The following is a 24,291-nucleotide window of genomic DNA, read 5'->3' as shown; positions in this document are numbered from 1 at the left end:
ACAGTCCCCGACCGGACGACCGGGCAGGCGCCGTCGCCTGTCCGGGTGTGGGAGGGTGTGCCCCATGGTCGCGATCAGTCTCAGCAAGGTCCAGGAGACAGCGCCCGCGCTGGTCGACCTGTACAAGAGCGCCGGGGTCTCCCTCACGAAGCACGGCCTGGACGGACTGCGGGCCGCCGTCTATCTCGTGGTGGACTACTCGGGGTCGATGAAGCCGTACTACAAGGACGGCAGTGTGCAGGCGCTGGCCGACCGGGTGCTCGGACTGTCGGCGCATCTCGACGACGACGGCAGGGTGCCGGTCGTCTTCTTCTCCACGGACGTCGACGCCGTCACCGACATCGCCCTCGCCGACCACCAGGGGCGGATCGAGCGGATCGTGTCGGGGCTCGGGCACATGGGCAAGACCAGCTACCACCTGGCGATGGACGTTGTCATCGACCACTACCTCGACAGCGGCTCCACCGCTCCGGCGCTGGTGGTCTTCCAGACCGACGGCGGCCCGATCAACAAGCTCGCCGCGGAGCGGTACCTGTGCAAGGCGGCGCGGCTGCCGCTGTTCTGGCAGTTCATCGGGTTCGGCGATCCGGGCAGCCGGCAGTTCGAGTACCTGCGCAAGCTCGACGAGCTGTCCGTGCCGGACAAGCGAGCCGTGGACAACGCCGGGTTCTTCCACGCGGGTGCGGATCCGCGGAAGGTGTCGGACGGCGAGCTGTACGACCAGCTGGTGGGGGAGTTCCCGAAGTGGCTGGTCGCGGCGCGGGCGCAGGGGATCGTGCGGGCGTGAGGGTCATGGGCGGCCTGCGTCGAGCACGGTGGTGCGGCACGCTTTTGGGGTGCCCCACGCCGTGCGCAGAGCGCGGGCCTTGGTGAGCCAGAGCGACAGATCGTACTCCGCCGTGTAGCCGATCGCGCCGTGCAGTTGGAGCGCCGTACGGGCGGTGGCGTACGCGGCCTCGCAGGCGCTGACCTTGGCGGCGGCGACGTCGGCCGGGGCCATCGTCGACGCGGCGCCGAACACCAGCGGGCGGGCGAACTCCAACGCGATCCTGGCGTCGGCCAGCCGGTGTTTCACGGCCTGGAACGAGCCGACGGGCACGCCGAACTGGACGCGCTGCTTCACATACGCCACGGTCCGGTCGAGGAGCGCGAGCCCGACACCGAGCGCCTGGGCGGCGGTGGCGAGGCGGGCCCAGGCGAGGGCGTCCTCCAGCGGTGGGTCGGGGGTGAGGAGTTCGCCGCCGGGCTCCAGAGGGGTGAGGCGCCGGGCAGGGTCGAGCGACGCACGGACCACCCCGTGCCCCGGAGCGATACGCAGCCCGTCGGAGCCCAGGACCAGCACAAGCGTGGCGGCGTCGCCGTCCAGGGCATGCGCGTTGTTGTGGGCGATCGTCGCCATCGTCTCGCCCGACGCCAGTGACCCGAGGAAGCGTTTGGCGAGGGGCGGTTCGGTCAGCAGGGCGGCCGCGGTGACCGTCTCCACCAGCGGGCCCGGCACCGCATGCCGGCCCAGCTCGACGAAGGCGACGGCGAGGTCGACGGGCCGGGGCCCCAGCCCCTCGTACGCCTCCGGCACCGCCAGCGCGAACACTCCCGCGTCCGCAATACGGGACCACAGCGCGCGTCCGCTCGTGTGCGCGCCGCGGCTCCACCGCCGCACCACCGCGGGCGTGTCGGCGGTGGTGAGCATCGCGTCCAGCGAGGCGGCGAACGCCCGCTGCTCGGTGTCGAGGAGGAAACGCATCAGCGGCGTCCCTTCGGCAGGCCGAGCAGGCGCTCGGCGACGAGGTCGCGCTGGATCTCGTTCGTGCCCGCGTAGACGGGGCCGGCGAGGGAGAAGACGTACCCCTCGGACCAGTCGGTGTCCGCCAACTCGCCTTCGTCGCCCAGCAGGTCGAGGGCGGTCTCGTGCAGCGCGATGTCGTACTCCGACCAGAAGACCTTGTTCAGGCTGGACTCCGGGCCGAGCGGGGCGCCCTCCAGGAAGCGGGAGGCGGCCGCGTAGGTGAACAACTGGTAGGCGCGGGCGCCGATCAGCGCGTCGGCCACCCGGTCGCGCACGGCGTCCGGGCTGCCCCGCTCCAGCCACAGCTCCCGCAGTCTGTCCGCCGAGGCGAGGAAGCGGCCGGGGGAACGCAGGGTGAGCCCGCGCTCGTTGGCGGCCGTCGACATCGCGATCCGCCAGCCCTGACCAGGCTCACCGATCACGTCCTCGTCCGGCACGAACACCTCGTCCAGGAACAGCTCGGCGAACGCCGGCTTCCCGTCGAGACGGCCGATGGGGCGGACGGTGACGCCGGGGGCCCCCAGGTCGAACATCAGGTAGGTCAGGCCCTGGTGAGGTCTTGGCAGGCCCGGTTCGCTGCGGAACAGGCCGAAGGCGCGGTCGGCGAAGGCCGCACGGGACGACCAGGTCTTGTGGCCGCTCAGCAGCCAGCCGCCGTCCGCGCGCACGGCCCGGGAGGTGAGGGAGGCCAGATCGGACCCGGCCTCCGGCTCCGACCACGCCTGCGCCCAGACCACCTCGCCACGCGCCATGGGCGGCAGAACGCGGGCACGCTGTGTCTCGGTGCCGTGGTCGAGGAGGGTGGGCGCGAGGAGGCTGACGCCGTTCTGACCGACGCGGCCGGGGGCGCCCGCCGCGTAGTACTCCTCCTCGAACAGCAGCCACCGCAGCAGCCCGCAGTCCCGCCCGCCGTACGCCGTCGGCCAGTTCACCACCGACCAGCGGTCCGCGGCCAGTTCGGCCTCCCACGCGCGGTGCGCGGCGAAACCCTCCTCCGTCTCCAGGGACGGCAGCGCGGCGGCGGGCACGTGCCCGTCGAGCCAGGCGCGGGCCTCGGCGCGGAACGCCTCGTCCTCCCGGGTGAAGCCGAGATCCATGGGCGGCCATCCTTCCCTAACAAGTGTTTGGTAGGTTAGCGTGGCCCTATGACAGACGTCGAGAGTCCGGTCTATGTGCCCGGGCACGGGCTGCTGGAAGGGCGCACCGCCGTCGTCACGGCAGCGGCCGGCGCCGGCATCGGCGGGGCCACCGCGCGCCGCTTCCTGGAGGAGGGCGCGCGCGTGCTGATCAGCGACGCGCATGTGCGACGGCTCAAGGAGTACGAGGCGGAGCTGGCCCGGGAGTTCGGCGAAGCGTCGGTCGGAGCGGTCCCGTGTGACGTCACCGACGAGGTCCAGGTGCGGGCGCTGTTCGAGGCGGCCGTGCGGGCACACGGGCGGCTGGACGTCGTCGTCAACAACGCGGGTCTCGGCGGCACCTCGGCGCTTGTCGACATGAGGGACGAGCAGTGGTCGCGCGTGCTGGACGTGACGCTGAACGGCACCTTCCGGTGCACGCGGGCGGCGCTGCGCGCCATGAGGGAGACCGGGAGCGGCGTGATCGTCAACAACGCCTCCGTGGTCGGCTGGCGCGCCCAGGCCGGGCAGGCGCACTACGCCGCTGCGAAGGCCGGGGTGATGGCGCTGACCCGGTGCGCGGCGCTCGAGGCGGCCGAGTACGGGGTGCGGGTCAACGCGGTGTCGCCGAGCCTCGCCATGCATCCGCACCTGGTGAAGGTGACGACGCCCGAGCTGCTGGAGGAACTGACCGCGCGCGAGGCCTTCGGGCGGTACGCGGAGCCCTGGGAGGTGGCCAACGTGATCGTGTTCCTGGCGTCCGGCTACTCCTCGTACATGACGGGAGAGGTCGTCTCCGTGAGCAGCCAGCACCCCTGACGACCGGAGCAGACCACAATGGAACCGTGCCGACCAAGAAGAAGCCCCAGGTGACCGCCACGAAGCCCGCCGCGGCTGCCGCCGCGCCCGACCGCCGCGGCGAACTCCTCAACACCGCCGCCGAGGTCTTCGCCGAACAGGGCTACAACGCCACCACCGTGCGCAAGATCGCGGATCACGCGGGCATGCTCGCGGGCAGCCTCTACTACCACTTCGACTCCAAGGAGTCGATGCTCGAGGAGATCCTGCGCACCTTCCTCGACGAGCTGTGGGACGGCTACGACGCCGTCCTGGCCGCAGGCCAGGGACCCCGCGAGACCCTCGAAGCCCTCGTCACCGAGTCGTTCCGGGAGATCGACCGGCACCGCGCCGCCGTCGCGATCTACCAGAAGGAGAGCAGGCAGCTCGTCGCGCAGGACCGGTTCGCCTTCCTCGCCGACTCACAGCGCAGGTTCGAGAAGGCGTGGCTGTCCACGCTGGAGCGCGGGGTCGCGGACCGCGTCTTCCGCGCCGACCTCGACGTCCGCCTCACCTACCGGTTCGTCCGCGACACCGTCTGGGTCGCCGCGTCCTGGTACCGGCCCGGCGGACAGCACAGCCCGGAGGAGATCGCCCGGCAGTACCTGTCGATGGTGCTGGACGGGATCGCCGTACGCACATAGCCGATCCGTGCAGGGGAGTTGCCATGGCCGAGGCCTACATCGTCGAAGCGGTCCGTACGCCCGTGGGGCGCCGCGGGGGAGGGCTCGCCGGGGTCCATCCGGCGGATCTCGGGGCGCATGTGCTCAAGGAGCTGGTCGCGCGCTCGGGCATCGACCCCGCCGCCGTCGAGGACGTCGTCTTCGGCTGCCTGGACACCGTGGGGCCGCAGGCCGGGGACATCGCGCGGACCTGCTGGCTGGCGGCCGGACTGCCCGAGGAGGTGCCGGGCGTCACCGTGGACCGGCAGTGCGGCTCCTCGCAGCAGGCCGTGCACTTCGCCGCGCAGGGTGTGCTGTCCGGGACCCAGGACCTGGTGGTGGCCGGCGGGGTGCAGAACATGTCGCAGATACCGATCGCCTTCGCCACCCGGCAGGCGGCCGAGCCCCTGGGCTTCACGGAGGGGCCCTTCGCGGGCAGCGAGGGCTGGCGGGCCCGGTACGGGAAGCGGCCCGTCAACCAGTTCGCCGGGGCCGAGATGATCGCCGCGAAGTGGGGGATCAGCCGCCGCGACCAGGAGGAGTTCTCGCTGCGGTCCCACCGGCGGGCGGTGCGGGCCGTCGACGAGGGGCGGTTCACCAGGGAGACCGTGCCCTACGGCGAGGTCGCCGTCGACGAGGGACCGCGCCGGGACACCTCCCTGGAGAAGATGGCCGCGCTGAAGCCGGTCATCGACGGCGGCACCGTCACCGCCGCCTGCTCCTCGCAGGTCTCCGACGGCGCGGCGGCGATGCTGCTGGCCTCGGAGCGGGCGGTGCGCGAGCACGGCCTCACGCCCCGGGCCCGCGTCCACCACCTCTCGGTGCGCGGCGAGGACCCCATCCGCATGCTGACCGCGCCGATACCGGCCACGGCCCACGCCCTGAAGAAGACCGGCCTGTCGATCGACGACATCGACCTCGTCGAGATCAACGAGGCCTTCGCCCCGGTGGTCCTGGCCTGGCTGAAGGAGACGGGTGCGGATCCGGAGAAGGTCAACGTCAACGGGGGCGCCATCGCCCTCGGACACCCGCTCGGCGCGACCGGCGTCAAGCTCATGACGACCCTGCTGCACGAACTGGAACGCACCGGCGGCCGGTACGGCCTCCAGACCATGTGTGAGGGCGGCGGGCAGGCCAACGTGACGATCATCGAACGGCTCTGACGGGAGTGGTGAGGCCCCCCGGTCACCGCTTCGGCGGACGGAGTCGGGCGCAGGCTCGCGAAGCCTGTGAGGCCCCTGGGCCGAGCAGTGCGAGGGGGCCGTCGGGGATGGTGCTCGGCTCATGGAGAGGCTGCGAGCCGTGCCCGTGTCTCGTCCGCCTCCTTCATGATCCGCTCCACCAGCTCCGCGCACGACGGCAGGTCGCCGATCACCCCGGCGACCTGCCCGGAGGCCATGACCCCGAGATCGGTACGGCCGTCCACCATCGATGCCTTGAGCAGCATCGGTGTGTTCGCGGCGAGCAGGACCTGGCTCCAGGACAGGTCCTTGCCGTGCCTCATGGCGAGGCCGTCGTGGACCAGCTGCCGCCAGGTGAGCCCGGACAGCTTCCGGAAGCCGGCCGCCCTGCGGACCGCGTGGACCAGGGCTCGCGCACGGCCGGAGTCCTCCAGCGCCGCCACCAGCTCCGTCCGCAGCATGCGGTGCGGGAGGCCGTCGACCGCCCGCGTCACCGTGACGTCCTTGACCGTCGCCGCCAGATACCTCGCCTTCACCGCGTCCGGTACCGTCGAGTCCGACGTCAGCAGGAACCGCGTGCCCATCGCGACGCCCGCCGCGCCGTACGCCAGGGCGGCGACCAACCCCCGCCCGTCGAAGAAGCCGCCCGCCGCGACCACCGGGATGTCCACGGCGTCCACCACCTGCGGCAGCAGCACCGTCGTCGCCACCTCGCCGGTGTGCCCGCCGCCCTCGCCGCCCTGCACGATCACCGCGTCCGCTCCCCACACGGCGACCTTCTCCGCGTGCCGCCGGGCACCTATGGAGGGGATGACGACGACGCCCGCCTCCTTCAGTGCGCCGATCAGCTCCCGGGAGGGCGCGAGGGCGAAGGACGCGACCCGCACCCCCTCGTCGAGCATGATCCGCACCCGGTCCCCGGCGTCCGTCGCGTCCGCCCGCAGATTCACCCCGAAGGGCGCGGACGTACGGGACCTGACCTCCCGTATCGCCTCCCGCAGCTGGTCGAGGGTCATGGTCGCCGACGCCAGAATGCCCAGCGCACCCGCGTTGGCCGTCGCGGAGACCAGACGTGGGCCCGCCACCCAGCCCATCCCGGTCTGCACGATCGGGTGACGGACCCCGACCAGCCGGGTGAGTGCCGTGTCCATCAGGCCCTCGCCCCCTCGGGGACCTCCCGGGCCCGGGTGTTCCGCGGGTCGATCACCTCACGGATCAGGCGCAGTTCGTCCGCGGTCGGCTCACGCGTGTACGGCACCTCGTCCGGGACCACGAGAGCGAAGCCCGTCGCCTCCCGGACCTGCTCGACACTCACCCCGGGATGCAGCGAGGCCAGCCGCATCGAGCGGTCGGGTGTGGCGAAGTCGAAGACGCCGAGGTCGGAGACGACTCGCGGGATGCTGTGGTGGCGCGCGCCGGCCGCGTGGTCGTACCCCACTCCGCACACCATGTCGACCTTCTCGACGAAGACCCGCCGGGAGTGCCGCGGTATCCAGTAACTCGTCGGGTTGTTGAGGGTGTTGACCGGCGCTCCACGCACCCCGAGCAGTTGCCGTGCGGGCTTCGCCCAGTCGCCGATGCACGAGATGTTCTGGTTGCCGTACCGGTCGATCTGGCTCGCGCCCATCATCACGTGCCGCCGTCCCCCGGTGACCCAGGCCAGGTGCTGCCGGTAGGGCAGCCAGCCCTCGACCGTGCCGTCGAGGCCGACGAGCAGTGCCTCGCCGTCGGTCAGCAGCAGGTCCGGCGCGAAGGTGTGCCGGGCGAGACGGGCGCCGACGGAGGGGACCAGGCCCATGGGGCTCGCCAGGATCTCGCCCGCGCCGCGCCATGCCTCGGCACAGGCGATCACGCAGTACTCGGCGCGGGTGACCGCAGTCGTGCCCCCGTTCACGCCGCCCTTCATGTCTCCTCCCTGACCGCCGACTGGTACGACTGTTCGTCCCCGGCGAGGAAGCGTGCCGCGAACTCCTGCCAGGGCGTGGTCGCGTACCGCTTCTGAAACGCCTCGTCCCGGCCGTAGTCGGGGGCGCAGGACGTGAAGTGCGCCCCGTTCGGCGCCTCGACGACACCGGTCACCGTGTGCCGCTTGATCAGCAGCGACTGCGGTGCCGCCTCCTTCGTCAGCTCGGCCGTGTCCACGATCCGCTCGCACGAGACGTACGCCGTGTCCGCCGCCTCGCAGAACAGGTCGTCGAAGTACGGGTCCGGGCCCAGGTACTGGCCGTTGCCCTGCCGGTCCGCGCGGTTGACGTGCACCAGCGCCGCGTCCAGACGCAGGGCGGGCATGGCCACGAACGTCTCTTTGTCCTCGTAGGGGGAAGTGACGGTCCTCAGCCCGGGGTTGACCCGCATCACGTCCGAACCGATTCCGGCCCGCACCGGCAGGAACGGCAGCCGGTTCGCCGCCGCCCGCAGCCCCCACATGAACATCGCCTCGTCGATCTCCGTCAGTTCGATGGCCCCGCACTCGCGGGCAGCGCGGTAGTGCGGTTCGAGGGGGATCGAATCAAGGGTGGCGAAGGCGGCGACCAGCTTCCGGATCCGTCCGGCGGCGGCCAGCATGCCGACGTCCGGTCCCCCGTACGAGACGACGGTGAGGTCAGTGATCTCCGACCGGAGCAGTGCCCTGACCAGCGCCATCGGTTTGCGGCGCGAGCCCCAGCCGCCGATGCCGAGGGTCATGCCGCTCTCCAGACGGGAGACGACCTCGTCGGCGGTCATCGTCTTGTCACTCACCTACGCACCCTCCTTCCTTCCCGAACGTGTCCCGGACCCGGTCGGCCACCCCGCTGAGGTTCGCCTCGAAGGTGAAGCCCTGTTCGAAGCGGTAGCTGCGGCGGACGTCGACGGGGTCGATGCCGTTGATGGCGGCCTTGGCGAGCCGCAGCAGCCGCCCGTCCTTCGCGGCGATCTCGCGGGCCAGCTCCAGCGCGGCGGCCCCCAGCAGGTCGCGGGGCACCACCCGCCACACCGAGCCGTGCGCGTGCAGCTCGGCCGCGGTCGCCGTGCGCGAGGTGTAGTACAGGGCGCGCATCAGGTGTTGCGGGACCAGCCGGGCCAGGTGGGTCGCCGCACCCAGGGCGCCCCGGTCCAGCTCGGGCAGCCCGAAGGTGGCGTCCTCGCTCGCCACGATCGCGTCCGCGTTCCCCACGAGCCCGATGCCCCCGCCCAGACAGAAGCCCCGCACCGCCGCCACGACGGGCACCGCGCACTCGTACACCGCCGCGAACGCCTCCGCGCAGCCCGCGTTCGCGCCGAGCAGCGCGCTCTGCCCCCGGGCCTGTATCTCCTTGATGTCCACGCCCGCGTTGAACCCCCGCCCCTCGGCGGTCAGCACCACGCACCTCACCTCCGGGTCCCGGCCGGCCGCGCGCACGGCGTCGGCCAGGGCGAACCAGCCGGCCACCGGCAGGGCGTTCACCGGTGGGAAGTCGACGGTCACGACGGAAATCCCCTTTTCCGGGGACGAGGTGGAGACACTCATGGACGCATCAGCTACCTTCGCACTCAGCTACCTTTCCACCAAACATTTGTTAGGTGTGAGGCTTCGAAGCTAGCAGTCGCCGCTGACAAGCGGGAGGGCCTGTGGAAAACCGAACCGTCGTCGTCACCGGCGGCACCCGAGGCGTCGGCGCCGGAATCGCCAGGGCCTTCGCCGAGACGGGCGCCGACGTCGTGACGTGCGCGCGCCGACCGCCCGAAACCCCAGTCAAGGGCACCGAGTTCATGCCCCTCGACCTGCGCGACCGCGACGCCGTGAGCACCTTCTTCGCCGCGCTGCCCCGCCTCGACGTCCTCGTGAACAACGCGGGCGGCACCCCCTACCGACGGCTCGCCGACGCGGACGCCGAGCGGCACGCGCGCGTGGTGGAGCTGAACCTCATCGCCCCGCTGACCGCCTCCCTCGCCGCCCACGAGCACCTCAGACGGGCCAAGGGCTCGATCGTGATGATCGGCAGCGTCAGCGGCAGCCGCCCCTCGCCCGGCTCCGCGGCCTACGGAGCGGCCAAGGCAGGCCTCGACAGCCTCGCCCGCTCCATGGCGGTCGAATGGGCACCGGACATCCGCGTCAACACCCTGGTCGTCGGCATGGTCCGCACCGAGCTGTCACACCTCCACTACGGCGGCGAGGACGCCCTCGCCGCCGTCTCCCGCACCGTGCCGCTCGAACGCCTCGCCGAACCCGCCGACATCGGCGCCGCCGCCGTCTTCCTCGCCTCCGACGCGGCCCGCTACATCAGCGGAGCGAGTCTCCTCGTCCACGGCGGCGGAGAACGACCGGCCTTCCTGGACGCAGCAACGGCCAACAAGGAGAACTGAAAGGAGAAGCGAGATGAGCGGAATCTGCGACGGCCGGGTCGTCGTCGTCACCGGCGCCGGCCGCGGACTCGGCCGCGCCCACGCGCTCGCGTTCGCCGCCGAAGGCGCGCGCGTCGTCGTCAACGACCTCGGCGTCGGCCTCGACGGCACCCCCGGCCCCGACAGTCCCGCGGCAGCCGTCGTCGCCGAGATCCGCGCGGCGGGCGGCGAGGCCGTCGCCCACGGCGCCGACATCGCCACGACCGACGGCGCCGCGTCCCTCGTACGCACCGCGCTCACGACGTACGGCCGGCTCGACACCCTCGTCAACAACGCGGGATTCCTGCGCGACCGCATGCTCGTCAACCTCGACGAGGACGACTGGGACGCCGTACTGCGCGTCCACCTCAAAGGCCACTTCCTGCCCCTCAAACACGCCGCCGCGCACTGGCGCGCCGAGGCCAAGGCCGGCCGCACACCCGCCGCCCGGATCGTCAACACCAGCAGCGGAGCAGGGCTGTTGGGTTCGGTCGGACAGGGCAACTACAGCGCAGCCAAGGCCGCAATCGTCGCACTCACCCTGGTCGCCGCGGCGGAACTGGCCCGCTACAACGTCCAGGTCAACGCGATCGCCCCCGCGGCACGCACCCGCATGACCGAACACACCTTCGCCGACACCATGACCGCCCCCGCCGCCGGATTCGACACCATGGCCCCGGACAACGTCTCCCCCCTGGTCGTCTGGCTCGGCTCCACCGCCGGCACCGGAGTCACCGGCCGCGTCTTCGAGACCGAAGGAGGCCGGATCACCGTGATGGAGGGCTGGCACCCCGGACCCACCGCACAGCAGGGGCAGCGATGGACCCCGGCCGGCGCGGGGGAGGCCGTACGCAAGCTCCTCGCACAGGCGGCGACACCGGGGGCCGTGTACGGGACGTAGGAAAAGACCTCTACATCAGGAAAGAACCCCTACGTGTCGCACTCCAGCACCGTCCGGCACAACCCGCACCGCGCCCGCACCCGCCCCCGCACCGGCACCCTGATCCGCTGGTGGCAGGTGGGACACGGGAACGACACCCGCAGCGGACCCCGCACATCCGGGGTGAACGTGTACGGCGTGCCCGCGACCGCCACCGGGACGTGATCCTGGGCGTGACGACGGTCGCGGGCATAGCGACGGCGACCCGCCCAGCCGGCCGCCGTCAACGGCGGCTGCTGCTCGTCCTGCCGGGCCCGCTGCATGCCCTTCACATACGCCGTGTACGCCTGCGGACTCGTGAACCAGATCGACGGATCCTCACCGAACACCAACGCCCGCTTCGCCAGCACGTACCCGAACTCCTCCGGCGTCAGATACCCCAGCTTCTGCGACGACGCCGCATCCTCCCGATAGGCGTCGAGAAGCAGCCAGCCCGCACCCAGATACGTCGTCGCCGTGTCCGTCAGGATCTCGTTCTCACGCGTCCCCGGAAACGACAGATCCAGACGGTGCAGATAGACATGCATGATCTCGTGGGCCAAAGCCGCCCCGATGTCCCGCCGATGCGTGCGGAACCGGTCGTTCAACTCCACGAAGTACTCAGGACCCGCCGCCAGTTCGATGTTCGCCGCATGCCGCATCTCCCGGAAACTCACGATCATCCGCGCATCCGGAAGCCGGTAGTGACGCACCAGCTCACGCGCCGCCCGCTGCGCCCCCAGATACAGGTCGTCCGTGTCACAGAACGCCACGTCCGCCGGGACCACACTGCTCGCGAACGTCTGGACCGTGTCGTACGACAGCCGTCTGTACAGCGCGGTGATCGCGGCCCGCACCGTCTCCAGATGTGGGTAGCCGTGCTCGACCGGTCCGTCGTTCGCCACGCCCATACCCCCAAGACGCCCCAGAACCCGAATCCACTGTACGGGGACTCCGGCGGATCTCGCCGGTCGGACGGTGCCCCGGCCCACCCCGGCGACGACTAGGGTGAACCTCCATGACCACCAGCTACACCGGTAACGGCGACATCGACCCCGCCGTCCGCGAGGAGCTCGCCCGGCTGCGCAACAGCATCGACAACATCGACGCCGCCGTCGTGCACATGCTCGCCGAGCGCTTCAAGGCCACCCAGCAGGTCGGCCACCTCAAGGCCCGCCACCAGCTGCCGCCCGCCGACCCCGACCGCGAGGCCCGCCAGATCGCCCGGCTGCGCGCCCTCGCCGAGAGCGCCAAGCTCGACCCGGCGTTCGCTGAGAAGTTCCTCAATTTCATCATCGCCGAGGTGATCCGCCACCACGAGAGCATCGCCGAGGACACGGTCAACGGCACCGCGCCCGCACCCCACTGACCTCGCCGGACACCACCACGAACAGCACACGGCCGCGCACCGGCCGTCAGGCGCGCCGTGCACCGCTCGTCAACCGACAGGCACTGCCTGTCAGCAGCCGGACGTAAGCTGGTTCTCCCACCGCGGGAGGGACGTCGGGCCATGCCGTCTGATGCCAAGATCCTCATCGTCGACGATCACCAGGACACGCTGTACGCACTGGAGAGCGCCCTGGCCCCGCTCGGCTACGAGCTCGGCTGCGCCACCAGCGGCGACGAGGCCCTCAAACAGGTACTGCGCGGCCGCGTCGGACTCCTCCTGCTCGACGTGCGCATGCCCGGCGTCAGCGGCATCGACGTCGTCCGCTACATGCGGCGCCTGGAACAGACCCAGCACATACCCGTCGTCCTGCTCACCGGCTTCGGCCCCGACCAGGACCTCACCGCCACCGCCTACGGCCTCGGCGTCGCCGACCTCGTCATGAAACCCGTCGACCCCTGGGCCCTGCGCACCAAGGTCCGCTACCTCTACGACGCCCACCAACGCCACCTCGCCCTCGAACAAGAGGTCCACGAACTGCGCGCCCTCCTCAAGGACGCCCTGCCCCACCCCCACACCGTGCCCGGCCGCCGCGACATCGAACAGGCGGCTCCGGCGCGAGAGGGGACATAGGGCGCGTACCGATCCGCCTCTGTGCCATGACCCCGCCATCAGGCAGCATGTCCACCATGTCCGTACTGACGCGCGACGAAGCGCAAGCCCGAGCACAGCTCATCGACATCGACCGCTACACGATCGAGCTCGACCTGACCACCGGCGACGAGACCTTCGAGTCCCAGACCGTCATCCGGTTCACCGCACGGTCGGACGGCTCCACCTTCGTCGAGGTCAAGCCCGCCGAGCTCCGCTCCGTCACCCTCGACGGACAGCCCCTCGACCCGGACACCCTGGACGAGAACCGGCTGCCACTGACCAACCTCACCGCCGGCGAGCACGAACTGCGCGTCGAGGCGCGCATGCGCTACTCCCGCACCGGCGAGGGCATGCACCGCTTCACCGACCCCACCGACGGCGAGACCTACGTCTACACCCAGCTCTTCATGGAAGACGTCCAGCGCGTCTTCGCCGCCTTCGACCAGCCCGACCTCAAGGCCGTCTTCGAACTCTCCGTCACCGCCCCCGAAGGCTGGACCGTCCTCGCCAACGGCATCACCCAACACCTCGGGCAGGGCCGCTGGCAGGCCGCCCCCACCCCCCTGATCTCCACCTACCTCGTCGCCGTCGCCGCCGGCCCCTGGCACTCCGTCACCACCGAACACCGCGGCCTGCCCTTCGGCATCCACTGCCGCCGCTCCCTCGCACCCCACCTCGACGCCGACGCCGACGAAATCCTCGACATCACCCGCGCCTGCTACGACCGCTACCACGAAAAATTCGAGGAGCCCTACCCCTTCGACTCCTACGACCAGGCGTTCGTCCCCGAATTCAACGCCGGCGCCATGGAGAACCCCGGACTCGTCACCTTCCGCGACGAGTTCGTCTACCGCTCCGCCGTCACCGACACCGAACGCCAGACCCGCGCCATGGTCATCGCCCACGAGATGGCCCACATGTGGTTCGGCGACCTCGTCACCCTCAAGTGGTGGGACGACATCTGGCTCAACGAGTCCTTCGCCGAATACATGGGCTACCAGACCTGCACCGAAGCCACCCGCTTCACCGACACCTGGACCGACTTCGGCGTCGTCCGCAAAGCCTGGGGCTACGACGCCGACCAGCGCCCCTCCACCCACCCCGTCGCCCCCGAGAACGTCAACGACACCGCATCCGCCCTGCTCAACTTCGACGGCATCTCCTACGCCAAGGGCGCCTCCGCACTCCGCCAACTCGTCACCTGGCTCGGCGAGAAGGACTTCCTGGCCGGCATCAACACCCACTTCGCCCGCCACAAGTTCGCCAACGCCACCCTCGCCGACTTCATCGACTCCCTCGCCGGCGCCACCGAACGAGACGTCCACGCCTGGGCCGACGCCTGGCTGCGCACCACCGGCGTCGACACCCTCACACCCGTCGTCACCGGCGACAACGGCGACCACACCCTCACCGTCACACACACCGGCAGCCGCCCCCACCGCATCGCCGTCGGCCTCTACGACCAGGACCTCACCGACGACGAGGGCCGCCTCACCCTGCGCGAACGCCTCGACCTCGACGTCCCGCAGAGCACACCCCAGCCCATCGGCAAACGCCCCGCCCTGCTCCTCCTCAACGACGGCGACCTCACCTACGCCAAGATCCGCTTCGACCCCGGCTCCTTCCAGGCCCTGCGCACCAGCCTGTCCAAACTGCCCGACCCCCTCACCCGCGCCGTCGTCTGGAACGCCCTGCGCGACGCCGTCCGCGACGGCGAACTCCCGGCCACGGCCTACCTGGAGACCGCCCGCACCCACCTCCCGCACGAGACCGACCTCGCCCTCGTCCAAGGCGTCCTCGCCTTCGCCCACGCCCAGATCGCCGACCGCTACCTCACCCCCGACGAACGGCCCGCCGCCCTCACCACCCTCGCCTCCCTCTGCCGCGACCTCATCCGCCGCACCGAGGACGGCGACCACCCCGGCCTGCGCCTCATCGCCGTACGCCACTTCATCGACGTCGCCGCACACCCCGACACCATCGCCGCCTGGCTCACCGACGGCACCGTCCCCGGCGGCCCCGAACTCGACCCCGACCTGCGCTGGCGCGTCCTCGGCCGCCTCGCCGTCCTCGGCGCCACCGACGAGGACACCATCGCCGCCGAACTCGAACGCGACCCCAGCGCCACCGGCCAGGAAGGCGCCGCCCGCTGCCGCGCCGCCCTGCCCGACCCGCAGACCAAGGCCAAGGCCTGGGAGGCGATGTTCACCGGCGACGACCTCTCCAACTACCTCTTCACCGCCACCGCCCAAGGCTTCTGGCAGCCCGAACAGGCCGACCTCGTCCGCCCGTACGTCCCGCGCTACTACGAGGACGCGGTCGCCCTCGCCGCCCGCCGAGGCCCCGCCATCGCCGACGCCGCCGGCCGCTGGGCCTTCCCCGCCCACGCCATCGACGCCGACACCCTCCACCTCGGCGAGACCTGCCTGCGCGACGCCGACCCCATCCCCGCCCTGCGCCGCAAGCTCGTCGACCAACTCGACGACCTCGCACGGGCGTTGCGCGTACGAGGGGAGTAGGACCGACGACGTAGGGCGCGGCTGGTCCCTGCCGACGATGCGGGGGACCGATCCACCTTCCTAGGCTCGACCGGGCCAAGGACGATCAGTCCCCACTCATCGGAGGAACCCCGTGATCGCAGTGACCGGTGCCACCGGAAACGTCGGCCGCGCCCTCGTCGAACGGCTCACCGCAGCCGGCCGGCCCGTACGCGCGCTGACCCGCGACCCCCAACGGGCCGACCTGCCCGAGGGCGCCGAGGCCGCCCCGCTCCACCACGACGACCCCACCGCCCCGTTCAAGGGCGTGACCAAGCTCTTCCTCTACGCCCAGGCCGCCGACGTGCTCGACGCGGCCCGCACGGCCGGCGTACGCCACGTCGTGTTCCTGTCCTCCGGAATCATCCAGGACGGCGCCGACGAGACCCACCCCATCCACGTCATGCACGCCACAGTCGAACGCCAACTCCGCGACAGCGGCCTGGAATGGACCTTCCTGCGCCCCAACGCCTTCTCCACCAACGCCCTCCAGTGGGCCCCGCAGACCCGCGCCGGAAACACCATCCGCAGCGTGTACGCGGACGGACTCAGCGCACCCATCCACGAGGACGACATCGCCGCCGTCGCCGAACGCACCCTCCTCGACGACGGCCACACCGGCGCCGTCCACCGCCTCACCGGCCCCCAGGCCACCACCAACGCCGAACAGGTCGACGCGATCGGCCGGGCCCTCGGCCGCGACCTGCGCTTCGTCGAGATACCTCCCCAGGAAGCCGGCCCCGAACTGTTCCCGCAGGTACCGCCCGCCGTGGTGCAGGCCCTCCTCGAGACCTTCGCGGCCACCGTCGGCGTACCCCCGGAAATCACCACCACCGTCGCCGACATCACCGGCACCCCCGCCCGACCCTTCGCCACCTGGGCCGCCGACCACGCCGACGACTTCAAGGCGGCCTGAGGGGACATACCCTCTTTCGGGTTCTGATCGCCGGGCTTTTCGGGCGTGTTGGAGTATCCGGGTACAAGCTGGAACTCCACAGTGACCCCCCGGAGAGAAACCCCATGCGCACGCCGCCCCTCGCCTCAGGCCCCGAAGGCCCCGGCGCGCTGCGGCCCTTGCTCGACACCGTCCTCGACGCCCTCGCCAGCGGCGCCCGCTCCCGCGGAGGACCACTCCCCACAGGCGGCCCGGACGCCGTCGCCGCACGCGTCCGGGCCGCCGTCGGCGACGTACTGCCCCACACCGGCGACCCCGACGCCCTGCGCACCCTCGTCCACACCCTCGCCGAAGGCGCCGCCGACCCCGCCGACCCCCTCTGCGCCGCCCACCTCCACTGCCCACCCCTCGCCGTAGCCACCGCCGCCGACCTCGCCGCCTCCGCCCTCAACCCCTCCCTCGACTCCTGGGACCAGGCCCCGGCAGCCTCCGAGCTGGAGACACTCCTCACCAGGGCACTAGCCGCGGAAATCTACGGCCGGGCGAAGACGAGCGACGCCCTCGTCACCACCGGCGGCAGCGAATCCAACCAACTCGCCCTCCTCCTCGCCCGCGAAGCACACGGCACCCACACCCAACTCGTGTGCGGCACCAACGCACACCACTCCCTGCCCCGCGCCGCCTGGCTCCTCGGCCTGCCCGACCCCGTCATCCTGCCCACCCCCACCGGCACCCTCGACCCCACCACCCTCCACGACACCCTCACCCACCTCCACGGCCCCGTCGTCGTCACCGCCACCGCAGGCACCACCGACGCCGGCCTCATCGACCCCCTCCCCGACATCGCCGCCCTCTGCACCACCCACCACGCCCGCCTCCACATCGACGCCGCCTACGGCGGAGGCCTCCTCTTCAGCGACCACCACCGCACCAAACTCACCGGACTCGACACCGCCCACACCGTCGCCCTCGACCTGCACAAAATCGGCTGGCAACCCGTCGCCGCCGGCCTCCTCGCCGTCCGCGACCCCCACGACCTCACCGCCCTGGCCCACCGCACCGACTACCTCAACGCCACCGACGACACCGACGCCGGCCTCCCCGACCTCCTCGGCCGCTCCACCCGCACCAGCCGCCGCCCCGACATCCTCAAAATCACCGCCACCCTCAAAACCCTCGGCCGCACCGGCCTAGGCACCCTCGTCGACCACATCTGCGCCCAGGCCCACACCCTCGCCGACCTCATCACCGCCCACCCCGCCTTCGAACTCCACGACCGGCCCACCATCAGCACAGTCCTCTTCCGCCCCACAGCCGCCACCGACCTCACCGTCGCCGCCGTACGCCGCACCCTCCTCACCAACGGCCGGGCCGTCCTCGGCCGCGCCCACCTCGACGGCCGACTCTGGCTCAAAGCCACCCTCCTCAACCCCCACACCCGGCCCGACGACCTGGCCGCCCTCCTGACCCTGGTAGAAGGACACACCCCCACATGAGCACGCCACCACACCCCGACCCCGACACCCCCCGCGACCTCGTCGGCATCGGCATCGGCCCCTTCAACCTCTCCCTCGCCGCCCTCGCCCACCCCCTCACCGAACTCGACACCGTCTTCTACGAACAACGCCCCCACTTCGACTGGCACCCCGGCCTCCTCATCGACGGCACCACCCTCCAAGTCCCCTACCTCGCCGACCTCGTCACCCTCGCCGACCCCACCAGCCCCTGGACCTTCCTCAACCACCTCAAAGCCCGCGACCGCCTCTTCCCCTTCTACATCGCCGAACGCTTCCACATCCAACGCGCCGAATACGACACCTACTGCCGCTGGGTCGCCACCCACCTTCCCGGACTCCACTTCCGCCACCAAGTCGACGCCGCCCGCTGGAACCCCGAACGCGACATCTTCGAAGTCGACCACACCCAACTCGACACCGACGGAGAAGCCGAAGCCCTCGGCCGCACCTACACCCGCAACATCGTCCTCGGCATCGGCACCGAACCCCACATCCCCGACCCGCTACGCCCCCTCGTCGACGCCCCCGGCGTCCCCGTCATCCACGCCTCCGACTACCTCACCCACCGCGACACCCTCCTCGCCGCCGGCCACATCACCGTCGTCGGCTCAGGACAATCCGGCGCCGAAGTCTTCCTCGACCTCCTCCGCCACCGCCCCCCGGGCCACGAGAACCTCCACTGGATCGGCCGCACCCCATCCTTCGCCCCCATGGAAAACTCCAAACTCGGCCTGGAGCACTTCACCCCCGACTACACCCACTACTTCCACACCCTCGCCGAACCCGTCCGAGACCGGCTCACCGCCTCCCAATGGCAACTCCACAAAGGCATCGGCACCGACACCATCGCCGCCATCCACGACGAGCTCTACCACCGCACCCTGAACGGCGGCTGGCCCGACACCGTCCTCACCCCCGGCGTCCGCGTCCGCACCGCCGGCCGCATCTCCACCACCAAGATCGAACTCCACCTCGAACACCTCCAGCAACACACCCGCACCCGCCTCACCACCGACGCCGTCGTCCTCGCCACCGGACACCGCCAGCGCCCCCTCGACCGCATCCTCGCCGGCCTCGACCCCTACATGCGCCGCGACAGCAGCGACCGCCCACGCATCGACGAACACTTCCGCCTCGTCCTCGACCCCTCCGTCACCGGCGCCGTCTACGTCCAGAACGCCGAACTCCACACCCACGGCGTAGGCGCACCCGACCTCGGCCTCGCCGCCTGGCGCAGCGCCACCATCCTCAACACCCTCACCGGCAAAGAGACCTACCCCCTCCCCACCCGAACCGCCTTCACCACCTTCGGACTCCACCCCCACCCCCAGGTCCCCCGAGCCCGACCACCACGCACCCTCACCCCACTCGTCGAAGGACGCTGAAAACAGCGAAGCCGCCCCACCACAAGAGGCGAGGCGGCTCCCCGACCGGCCTAGAACACCGGCGTACCGTTCCGCGTCAGCTTCCAGTCCACCGCCGCGAACTGCGCCGGATCGATCGAACCCTTCGCCTTCACCCAGGCGATCATCGTGTTACGAATCTCGTCCGAGTTCGACCACACCAGCTTCGCCGCGGCAACGTGCGGGAAGTTGCCACCACCATTGGCCCGGTAATTGTTCACCGCGAACACGAACTGCTTGTCGTCCGCGAGCGGCGCACCCTCGAACCGCACGTTCGTCACCCGCGACCCAGCCGGCTTCGCGATGTCGATCTCGTACGTCAGCCCGCTCACCACGTCGTAGTTGTAGTCCGGCGTACCGTTCGCGTTCGTCAGCCTCTCCGGCTCGACGACCGCATCCGGCGCCGTCTGCACGAAGTAGTTCGCCGAGAACTCCAGATACGCCTTCATCTGCGCACCCGTCAGCAGACGCGCCTCCAGCGTGTTCTCGAAGACATACAGACCCGCCACATCCCGGATCGTCACCTGCCCCGCCGGAATGACCGCGCTCCGCGAGAACGCCGCCGCCTGCGACAGCACCGGCAGCGCCCCGTACTCGCCACCCGCCAGCGCCTGCCGCACCGTGTCCGCCTGGATGTGATTGATCAGGTCGATGATCGGCACATCCTTGTAAGGAGCCTCGACCGACGTCATCTCCGCACTGTTCGTACCGATGACCTGATTGACGTACGCCACGACCTTCTCGTGCTCGTCACCGAGCAGCTTCGTGATCTTCGAGTCCTCCTCCACCACATTGGAGTTCAGGACCTTCGCGCCCACCTTCTCGACCGCCCAGCGGCCCTTCTCCCACACCAGCTCGAAGTCGAACAGCGTCAGCCGCTGCCCCCACTTCAACGGCTCCGACAACACAACCTGCTTGCCCGTCACCTTGTTGGCGACGAAGTACTCCGGGATCTCCGTGTGCGCATGCCCGACCAGGATCGCGTCGATACCCGGCACCTGCTCCGCCACCAGACCCGCCGCGTTCTCGATGTACGGCAACTGGTCACCGTACGACGACGTCCCGGACGAACCACTGTGCGCCGACACGATCACGACGTCCGCGCCCATCGAACGCAACTTCGGCACCCACTTCGCCGCCTGCTCCTCCAACCCCGGGAACGTCATCTTCCCCTGCACGTTCGCCTTGTCCCAGATCGCGATACCCGGGTTCGTCAGACCCAGCACCGCCACCTTCACATCCCGCCCGAACGGCGTGCACAGCCGGTGCATGCTGAACGGCGCGAAAGCCGGCCGCAACGTCTTCGCGTCCAGCGCGTTCGCGCCCAGCAGCGGGAAACGACACTGCTCCTCGAACTTGCGCAGCACCGGAATGCCATAGTTGAACTCGTGGTTGCCCAGCGCCGCCGCGTCATAGCCGATCGCGTTCATGGCCTGCGCCATCGGGTGCACCGGACCGCCCTTGGCGGTGATCGGGTCGACCTTCGCGTAGTAGTACGACAACTGCGTGCCCTGGATGGTGTCGCCCGCGTCGATGAGGAGGGTATTGCGGCGGCCCTTCTCCTTACGGATCTGATTCACCAGCGTCGAGATCTTCGCCAGACCGACGTCGTTGTGCGCCTTGTCGTCGAACTCCTTGTCCGTGAAGTAGTCCCAGTTGAAGACGTTGCCGTGCAGATCCGTCGTGCCCATCACGGTGAACGCGTACCGCTTCGCGGGCTTTCCCGGCTTCGCGGGAGCCGCCTCCGCGGCCTGCGCCGCCGGAGCCGCCGCCGCGCCCGCGACCGCCACCCCCGCCCCCGTGGCGGCCGACTTCTTCAGGAACTTCCGGCGGTTCAACGGCATGTCTCGATCTCCTCGGGGAACGGTCAACAACGCGCGTAGATTCTGACCCGGACATGACGGACGACAACAGGTCCCAGAGGTTTCGAATTGGTGACCTAATCCATCAACCGCAAGCCCGTAACCAGCAAAGACATGACAGAGTGGGGCGTATGACCTCGCCCGACGAACCCACCCACGTCCCCTACGGAACCCCCGACGCCCCCCGCATCGCCGTCCGCGGCGAGGCCCACCTCGAAGTCGACCCCGAAATCGCCCGCATCAGCATCACCGTCGCCGCCCGCGGCCGCGACCGCCGCACAGCCCTCGAAGACCTCACCCGCCGCAACACCACCGTCCTCGACCTCGTCAAGACCTACGGCAACGCCGTCGAACGCCTCGAAACCGGCGCCTTCTCCATCACACCCGAACTCGCCAAACGAGGCCGCGGCGAACACATCCGCACCTACCACGGCAGCGTCCACATCACCGCCGAACTCACCGACTTCACCGCCCTCGGCGAACTCACCACCCGCCTCGCCGACCTCGAACTCACCCGCGTCACCGGCCCCTGGTGGCACCTGCGCCCCGACTCACCCGCCCACCGCAAAGCCCGCCAACAAGCCGTACGCGAAGCCGTCCAACGCGCCCGCGAATACGCCGAAGCACTCGGCACCTCACTGGCCGCCCTCGTCGAACTCGCCGACATCGGAGCCGAAGCACCACGGCCGGCCTACCCCGCGGCCCCCGGCGGACGCATGCGATCCATGTCCGCGGCGGCCACCGAAGACACCCCAGCCGCACCCCTGGACCTCGAACCGCAACGCCAACGCGTACAGGCGGCGATCAACGCACGCTTCACGATGACACCCCCGAAACTGTGAGCCGCCACCGGTAGAAATGCTCATCGGAGCACCCCGCCGCACACTTCAACACTTGTCAACGACCCTTTACCCAAAGGTTGTTGAGCAGTCATGCGGGGCCAATTCCCTACCCATCGGTAAGTCATAAGCTCGAACCATGCGCCGAGCAAAGATCGTCTGTACCCTGGGCCCCGCCACCGACTCGTACGACCAGATCAAAGCCCTGGTCGACGCAGGAATGGACCTCGCCCGCTTCAACCTCAGCCACGGCACCCACGCCGAGCACGAGGAGCGCTACCGGCGCGTCCGCAAGGCCTCCGACGAGACCGGCCGCAGCGTCGGCATCCTCGCCGACCTTCAGGGACCGAAGATCCGACTCGGCCGCTTCACCGAAGGACCCGTACTTCTCGAACGCGGCGACACCTTCACCATCACGGTGGAGGACGGCGTGGAAGGCGACCGCGGAATCTGCGGAACCACTTACTCCGGCCTCGCCGACGACGTCACGACCGGCGAACGCATCCTCGTCGACGACGGCAAGGTCTGCCTGGAAGTCACCTCGGTCGACGGCCCCCGCGTCCACACGACGGTCGTCGAAGGCGGCATCATCTCCGACCACAAGGGCCTCAACCTCCCCGGCGTCGCCGTGGGCGTCCCCGCCCTCTCCGACAAGGACGAGGAAGACCTCCGCTGGGCCCTCCACATGGGCTTCGACGTCATCGCGCTCTCCTTCGTCCGCAGCGGCAAGGACATCGAGGACGTCCACCGGATCATGGACACGGAGGGACGTCGCCTCCCCGTCATCGCCAAGGTGGAGAAGCCCCAGGCCGTCGACAACATCGACGACATCGTGGCCTGCTTCGACGGCATCATGGTCGCGAGGGGCGATCTCGGCGTCGAAATGCCCCTGGAACAGGTCCCCATCGTCCAGAAGCGCGCGATCAAACTGGCGAAGCGGAACGCGAAGCCGGTGATCGTCGCTACCCAGATGCTCGATTCGATGATCGACAACGCCCGCCCCACGAGGGCGGAGGCAAGCGATGTCGCCAACGCCGTCATCGACGGCACGGACGCGTTGATGCTCTCCGGCGAGACGAGCGTCGGCAAGCACCCGATCGAGACGGTCCGCACCATGGCCAAGATCGTCGAAGCCGCGGAGGAAGACCTCCTCGCGAAGGGCCTCCCACCCCTGACCGACCGCAACAAGCCCCGCACTCAGGGCGGCGCGGTCGCCCGAGCGGCAGCGGAGATCGGCGACTTCCTCGGCGCGAAATTCCTGGTTGCCTTCACCCAGTCCGGCGACACGGCCCGCCGCCTCTCGCGCTACCGCTCCCCGATCCCGCTGCTGGCGTTCACGCCGGAGCCGGCGACGCGTTCGCAGCTGAATCTGACGTGGGGCGTGGAGACGTTCCTGACCCCGCACGCGGACTCCACGGACGCGATGGTCGACCAGGTGGACGAGCTGCTGCTGAAGTACGGGCGTTGCGAGCGGGGCGACGTGGTGGTGATCACTGCGGGCTCGCCTCCTGGGGTGTCGGGGGCGACCAACTTGGTGCGGGTGCACCACATCGGGGAGGACGACAGTCCCAAGTAGGGGTCAGTGCTTGGGGCCTACGTGGGCGTCCATCAGGGCTACGGAGGCTTTGCGGGCTACGGAGATGTTGTTCGCGTTCGCCTGTTTCCATTCGACGCCCACGCGGTCGAGGGTCTCGGTGAAGAGGCGGATGATGTCGCCGGACCTGTTGGTGAAAAAGTACCGGGGGTATTCGTAGCGCCTGCGCTCACCGCGGACGAGCCGGGTGGTCCAGTTCGTGATGCGGCATCCGTCGGAGTGGATGAGGCCTCGGATGAACTCCCAGGGGTGGGCGTCGACGATGACCTGCTGCCAGGGCTTGAGACCGATAGGGCGCTCGTGCTTCTTCCCCGGACCGTGCTGAGGGAAGAGGTGTGGCCAGTGCGGGTAGTAACCGACAACTGATACGTAGCCCTGGGCCTGCGTGCGATAGGCATTGTGCATGGGGTTGACCGCGCGGATCGCGTTCTCACAGGCGTCGATCAGTCCTGGCCATGCATCGGCGCAGGCGATACGGAGGTAATGTCCCGTGCCGCGCGGGTGCGCGCTGATACAGCCGTCGCCGAGATATAGACCCAACAGGTAGGCGTACGAGACTTCGTCGGCCGGTGGGCCGGGCAGCGGAGCCGCCATGCGGGGGAGCGGCTCAAGCCGGGACTGCCAGGAGCGGATTGCGGCACGCGAGATGCCGGTCTCTCGGCTGGCCGAGTTCAGGCTGCGGCCCTGTGCAACCAGTGCCAGTGCTCGCTTGCGTGTGCTGACGTCGTACATGCGGCCACTCTCTGAAAGCGATCGCGACGA

At 70.1% G+C, this 24,291-nt stretch carries 23 protein-coding genes; 14 read left to right on the top strand and 9 right to left on the bottom strand.

Going from position 1 to position 24,291, the window contains the following annotated elements:
* Positions 1-64: 64 nt before the first annotated feature.
* Complete coding sequence (locus tag ACFYWX_RS14425; RefSeq protein ID WP_389424312.1) at positions 65-787, top strand: vWA domain-containing protein; 723 nt, start codon at positions 65-67, stop codon at positions 785-787.
* Positions 788-790: 3 nt separating this feature from the next.
* Here the strand turns inward: ACFYWX_RS14425 and ACFYWX_RS14420 are convergent, their stop codons facing one another.
* Both ACFYWX_RS14420 and ACFYWX_RS14415 read right to left on the bottom strand, forming a co-directional pair.
* On the bottom strand, positions 791-1,744 hold the full coding sequence (locus tag ACFYWX_RS14420) for an acyl-CoA dehydrogenase family protein (protein ID WP_389424311.1): 954 nt from the start codon (positions 1,742-1,744) through the stop codon (positions 791-793).
* Positions 1,744-2,883, bottom strand: coding sequence for an acyl-CoA dehydrogenase family protein (locus ACFYWX_RS14415; RefSeq protein ID WP_389424310.1), 1,140 nt, complete (start codon positions 2,881-2,883; stop codon positions 1,744-1,746). Before ACFYWX_RS14415 ends, ACFYWX_RS14420 begins: the two co-directional genes overlap by 1 nt.
* Positions 2,884-2,931: 48 nt before the next feature.
* On the opposite strand from ACFYWX_RS14415, the gene ACFYWX_RS14410 reads away from it, so the two are divergent.
* Genes ACFYWX_RS14410 through ACFYWX_RS14400 form a run of 3 tightly spaced genes read left to right on the top strand, consistent with a single transcriptional unit; the run spans position 2,932 to position 5,563 of the window.
* Positions 2,932-3,720 (top strand): SDR family oxidoreductase, encoded by a 789-nt coding sequence (locus ACFYWX_RS14410; RefSeq protein WP_389424309.1) that lies wholly within the window; start codon positions 2,932-2,934, stop codon positions 3,718-3,720.
* Positions 3,721-3,746: 26 nt separating this feature from the next.
* Positions 3,747-4,382, top strand: a complete 636-nt coding sequence (locus ACFYWX_RS14405) for a TetR/AcrR family transcriptional regulator (RefSeq protein ID WP_389424308.1) — start codon at positions 3,747-3,749, stop codon at positions 4,380-4,382.
* A 23-nt stretch (positions 4,383-4,405) separates the two neighbouring features.
* Positions 4,406-5,563 carry an acetyl-CoA C-acetyltransferase gene (locus ACFYWX_RS14400; RefSeq protein ID WP_389424307.1) on the top strand — a complete coding sequence of 386 codons (1,158 nt, stop codon included), beginning with the start codon at positions 4,406-4,408 and terminating at the stop codon, positions 5,561-5,563.
* A 119-nt stretch (positions 5,564-5,682) separates the two neighbouring features.
* On the opposite strand, the gene ACFYWX_RS14395 is transcribed toward ACFYWX_RS14400, so the two are convergent.
* From ACFYWX_RS14395 to ACFYWX_RS14380, 4 genes are read right to left on the bottom strand one after another with little or no spacing between them, the layout of a single operon-like run.
* On the bottom strand, positions 5,683-6,732 hold the full coding sequence (locus tag ACFYWX_RS14395) for an NAD(P)H-dependent flavin oxidoreductase (RefSeq protein ID WP_389424306.1): 1,050 nt from the start codon (positions 6,730-6,732) through the stop codon (positions 5,683-5,685).
* Positions 6,732-7,487, bottom strand: a complete 756-nt coding sequence (locus ACFYWX_RS14390) for a CoA-transferase subunit beta (RefSeq protein WP_389424305.1) — start codon at positions 7,485-7,487, stop codon at positions 6,732-6,734. The genes ACFYWX_RS14395 and ACFYWX_RS14390 overlap by 1 nt, the downstream gene beginning before the upstream one ends.
* On the bottom strand, positions 7,484-8,320 hold the full coding sequence (locus ACFYWX_RS14385) for a CoA transferase subunit A (protein WP_389424304.1): 837 nt from the start codon (positions 8,318-8,320) through the stop codon (positions 7,484-7,486). Before ACFYWX_RS14385 ends, ACFYWX_RS14390 begins: the two co-directional genes overlap by 4 nt.
* Positions 8,313-9,068 carry an enoyl-CoA hydratase family protein gene (locus ACFYWX_RS14380; RefSeq protein ID WP_389424303.1) on the bottom strand — a complete coding sequence of 252 codons (756 nt, stop codon included), beginning with the start codon at positions 9,066-9,068 and terminating at the stop codon, positions 8,313-8,315. Before ACFYWX_RS14380 ends, ACFYWX_RS14385 begins: the two co-directional genes overlap by 8 nt.
* Positions 9,069-9,169: 101 nt before the next feature.
* Between ACFYWX_RS14380 and ACFYWX_RS14375 the strand changes: the two genes are divergently transcribed.
* Both ACFYWX_RS14375 and ACFYWX_RS14370 read left to right on the top strand, forming a co-directional pair.
* Positions 9,170-9,904: an SDR family oxidoreductase gene (locus ACFYWX_RS14375; protein ID WP_389424302.1), complete on the top strand. Its 735-nt coding sequence runs from the start codon at positions 9,170-9,172 to the stop codon at positions 9,902-9,904.
* A 13-nt stretch (positions 9,905-9,917) separates the two neighbouring features.
* Positions 9,918-10,823 (top strand): SDR family oxidoreductase, encoded by a 906-nt coding sequence (locus ACFYWX_RS14370; protein WP_389424301.1) that lies wholly within the window; start codon positions 9,918-9,920, stop codon positions 10,821-10,823.
* Positions 10,824-10,852: 29 nt separating this feature from the next.
* On the opposite strand, the gene ACFYWX_RS14365 is transcribed toward ACFYWX_RS14370, so the two are convergent.
* Positions 10,853-11,746: a hypothetical protein gene (locus ACFYWX_RS14365; protein WP_389424300.1), complete on the bottom strand. Its 894-nt coding sequence runs from the start codon at positions 11,744-11,746 to the stop codon at positions 10,853-10,855.
* Between the two features lie 113 nt (positions 11,747-11,859).
* On the opposite strand from ACFYWX_RS14365, the gene ACFYWX_RS14360 reads away from it, so the two are divergent.
* The 6 genes from ACFYWX_RS14360 to ACFYWX_RS14335 all read left to right on the top strand — a co-directional run bounded on the left by ACFYWX_RS14360 (position 11,860) and on the right by ACFYWX_RS14335 (position 19,216).
* The gene (locus ACFYWX_RS14360) at positions 11,860-12,210 is read left to right on the top strand and encodes a chorismate mutase (protein WP_389424299.1); all 351 of its coding nucleotides are present in this window, start codon (positions 11,860-11,862) and stop codon (positions 12,208-12,210) included.
* Positions 12,211-12,351: 141 nt separating this feature from the next.
* Positions 12,352-12,861: a two-component system response regulator gene (locus ACFYWX_RS14355; protein ID WP_389424298.1), complete on the top strand. Its 510-nt coding sequence runs from the start codon at positions 12,352-12,354 to the stop codon at positions 12,859-12,861.
* 56 nt (positions 12,862-12,917) lie between these two features.
* Positions 12,918-15,401: an aminopeptidase N gene (gene pepN / locus ACFYWX_RS14350; RefSeq protein ID WP_389424297.1), complete on the top strand. Its 2,484-nt coding sequence runs from the start codon at positions 12,918-12,920 to the stop codon at positions 15,399-15,401.
* Between the two features lie 112 nt (positions 15,402-15,513).
* Positions 15,514-16,335: an NmrA family NAD(P)-binding protein gene (locus ACFYWX_RS14345; protein WP_389424296.1), complete on the top strand. Its 822-nt coding sequence runs from the start codon at positions 15,514-15,516 to the stop codon at positions 16,333-16,335.
* A 104-nt stretch (positions 16,336-16,439) separates the two neighbouring features.
* Positions 16,440-17,810, top strand: a complete 1,371-nt coding sequence (locus tag ACFYWX_RS14340; RefSeq protein WP_389424295.1) for a pyridoxal phosphate-dependent decarboxylase family protein — start codon at positions 16,440-16,442, stop codon at positions 17,808-17,810.
* Positions 17,807-19,216, top strand: a complete 1,410-nt coding sequence (locus ACFYWX_RS14335; RefSeq protein WP_389424294.1) for a lysine N(6)-hydroxylase/L-ornithine N(5)-oxygenase family protein — start codon at positions 17,807-17,809, stop codon at positions 19,214-19,216. The genes ACFYWX_RS14340 and ACFYWX_RS14335 overlap by 4 nt, the downstream gene beginning before the upstream one ends.
* Before the next feature lie 50 nt (positions 19,217-19,266).
* On the opposite strand, the gene ACFYWX_RS14330 is transcribed toward ACFYWX_RS14335, so the two are convergent.
* Positions 19,267-21,078, bottom strand: a complete 1,812-nt coding sequence (locus tag ACFYWX_RS14330; protein WP_389424293.1) for a bifunctional metallophosphatase/5'-nucleotidase — start codon at positions 21,076-21,078, stop codon at positions 19,267-19,269.
* A gap of 149 nt (positions 21,079-21,227) precedes the next feature.
* Between ACFYWX_RS14330 and ACFYWX_RS14325 the strand changes: the two genes are divergently transcribed.
* Positions 21,228-21,938, top strand: coding sequence for an SIMPL domain-containing protein (locus ACFYWX_RS14325; protein ID WP_389424292.1), 711 nt, complete (start codon positions 21,228-21,230; stop codon positions 21,936-21,938).
* Between the two features lie 136 nt (positions 21,939-22,074).
* Positions 22,075-23,511, top strand: a complete 1,437-nt coding sequence (pyk, locus tag ACFYWX_RS14320) for a pyruvate kinase (RefSeq protein ID WP_389424291.1) — start codon at positions 22,075-22,077, stop codon at positions 23,509-23,511.
* Between the two features lie 3 nt (positions 23,512-23,514).
* Here the strand turns inward: pyk and ACFYWX_RS14315 are convergent, their stop codons facing one another.
* A complete protein-coding gene (locus tag ACFYWX_RS14315; protein ID WP_389424290.1) occupies positions 23,515-24,261 on the bottom strand; it encodes a helix-turn-helix domain-containing protein in 747 nt (248 codons plus the stop codon).
* Positions 24,262-24,291 lie beyond the last annotated feature (30 nt).

Source organism: Streptomyces sp. NPDC002888 (assembly GCF_042888465.1).
In the GTDB taxonomy this organism is placed as follows: Bacteria; Actinomycetota; Actinomycetes; order Streptomycetales; family Streptomycetaceae; genus Streptomyces.
This window is presented reverse-complemented; position numbering and strand designations above follow the sequence as displayed.

Coding starts and splice junctions, on each gene's coding strand:
- ACFYWX_RS14425 (WP_389424312.1), top strand. CDS start 65: ATGGTCGCGATCAGTCTCAGCAAGGTCCAGGAGACAGCGCCCGCGCTG.
- ACFYWX_RS14420 (WP_389424311.1), bottom strand. CDS start 1,744: ATGCGTTTCCTCCTCGACACCGAGCAGCGGGCGTTCGCCGCCTCGCTG.
- ACFYWX_RS14415 (WP_389424310.1), bottom strand. CDS start 2,883: ATGGATCTCGGCTTCACCCGGGAGGACGAGGCGTTCCGCGCCGAGGCC.
- ACFYWX_RS14410 (WP_389424309.1), top strand. CDS start 2,932: ATGACAGACGTCGAGAGTCCGGTCTATGTGCCCGGGCACGGGCTGCTG.
- ACFYWX_RS14400 (WP_389424307.1), top strand. CDS start 4,406: ATGGCCGAGGCCTACATCGTCGAAGCGGTCCGTACGCCCGTGGGGCGC.
- ACFYWX_RS14395 (WP_389424306.1), bottom strand. CDS start 6,732: ATGGACACGGCACTCACCCGGCTGGTCGGGGTCCGTCACCCGATCGTG.
- ACFYWX_RS14390 (WP_389424305.1), bottom strand. CDS start 7,487: ATGAAGGGCGGCGTGAACGGGGGCACGACTGCGGTCACCCGCGCCGAG.
- ACFYWX_RS14380 (WP_389424303.1), bottom strand. CDS start 9,068: ATGAGTGTCTCCACCTCGTCCCCGGAAAAGGGGATTTCCGTCGTGACC.
- ACFYWX_RS14370 (WP_389424301.1), top strand. CDS start 9,918: ATGAGCGGAATCTGCGACGGCCGGGTCGTCGTCGTCACCGGCGCCGGC.
- ACFYWX_RS14360 (WP_389424299.1), top strand. CDS start 11,860: ATGACCACCAGCTACACCGGTAACGGCGACATCGACCCCGCCGTCCGC.
- ACFYWX_RS14355 (WP_389424298.1), top strand. CDS start 12,352: ATGCCGTCTGATGCCAAGATCCTCATCGTCGACGATCACCAGGACACG.
- pepN (WP_389424297.1), top strand. CDS start 12,918: ATGTCCGTACTGACGCGCGACGAAGCGCAAGCCCGAGCACAGCTCATC.
- ACFYWX_RS14340 (WP_389424295.1), top strand. CDS start 16,440: ATGCGCACGCCGCCCCTCGCCTCAGGCCCCGAAGGCCCCGGCGCGCTG.
- ACFYWX_RS14335 (WP_389424294.1), top strand. CDS start 17,807: ATGAGCACGCCACCACACCCCGACCCCGACACCCCCCGCGACCTCGTC.
- ACFYWX_RS14330 (WP_389424293.1), bottom strand. CDS start 21,078: ATGCCGTTGAACCGCCGGAAGTTCCTGAAGAAGTCGGCCGCCACGGGG.
- ACFYWX_RS14325 (WP_389424292.1), top strand. CDS start 21,228: ATGACCTCGCCCGACGAACCCACCCACGTCCCCTACGGAACCCCCGAC.
- pyk (WP_389424291.1), top strand. CDS start 22,075: ATGCGCCGAGCAAAGATCGTCTGTACCCTGGGCCCCGCCACCGACTCG.
- ACFYWX_RS14315 (WP_389424290.1), bottom strand. CDS start 24,261: ATGTACGACGTCAGCACACGCAAGCGAGCACTGGCACTGGTTGCACAG.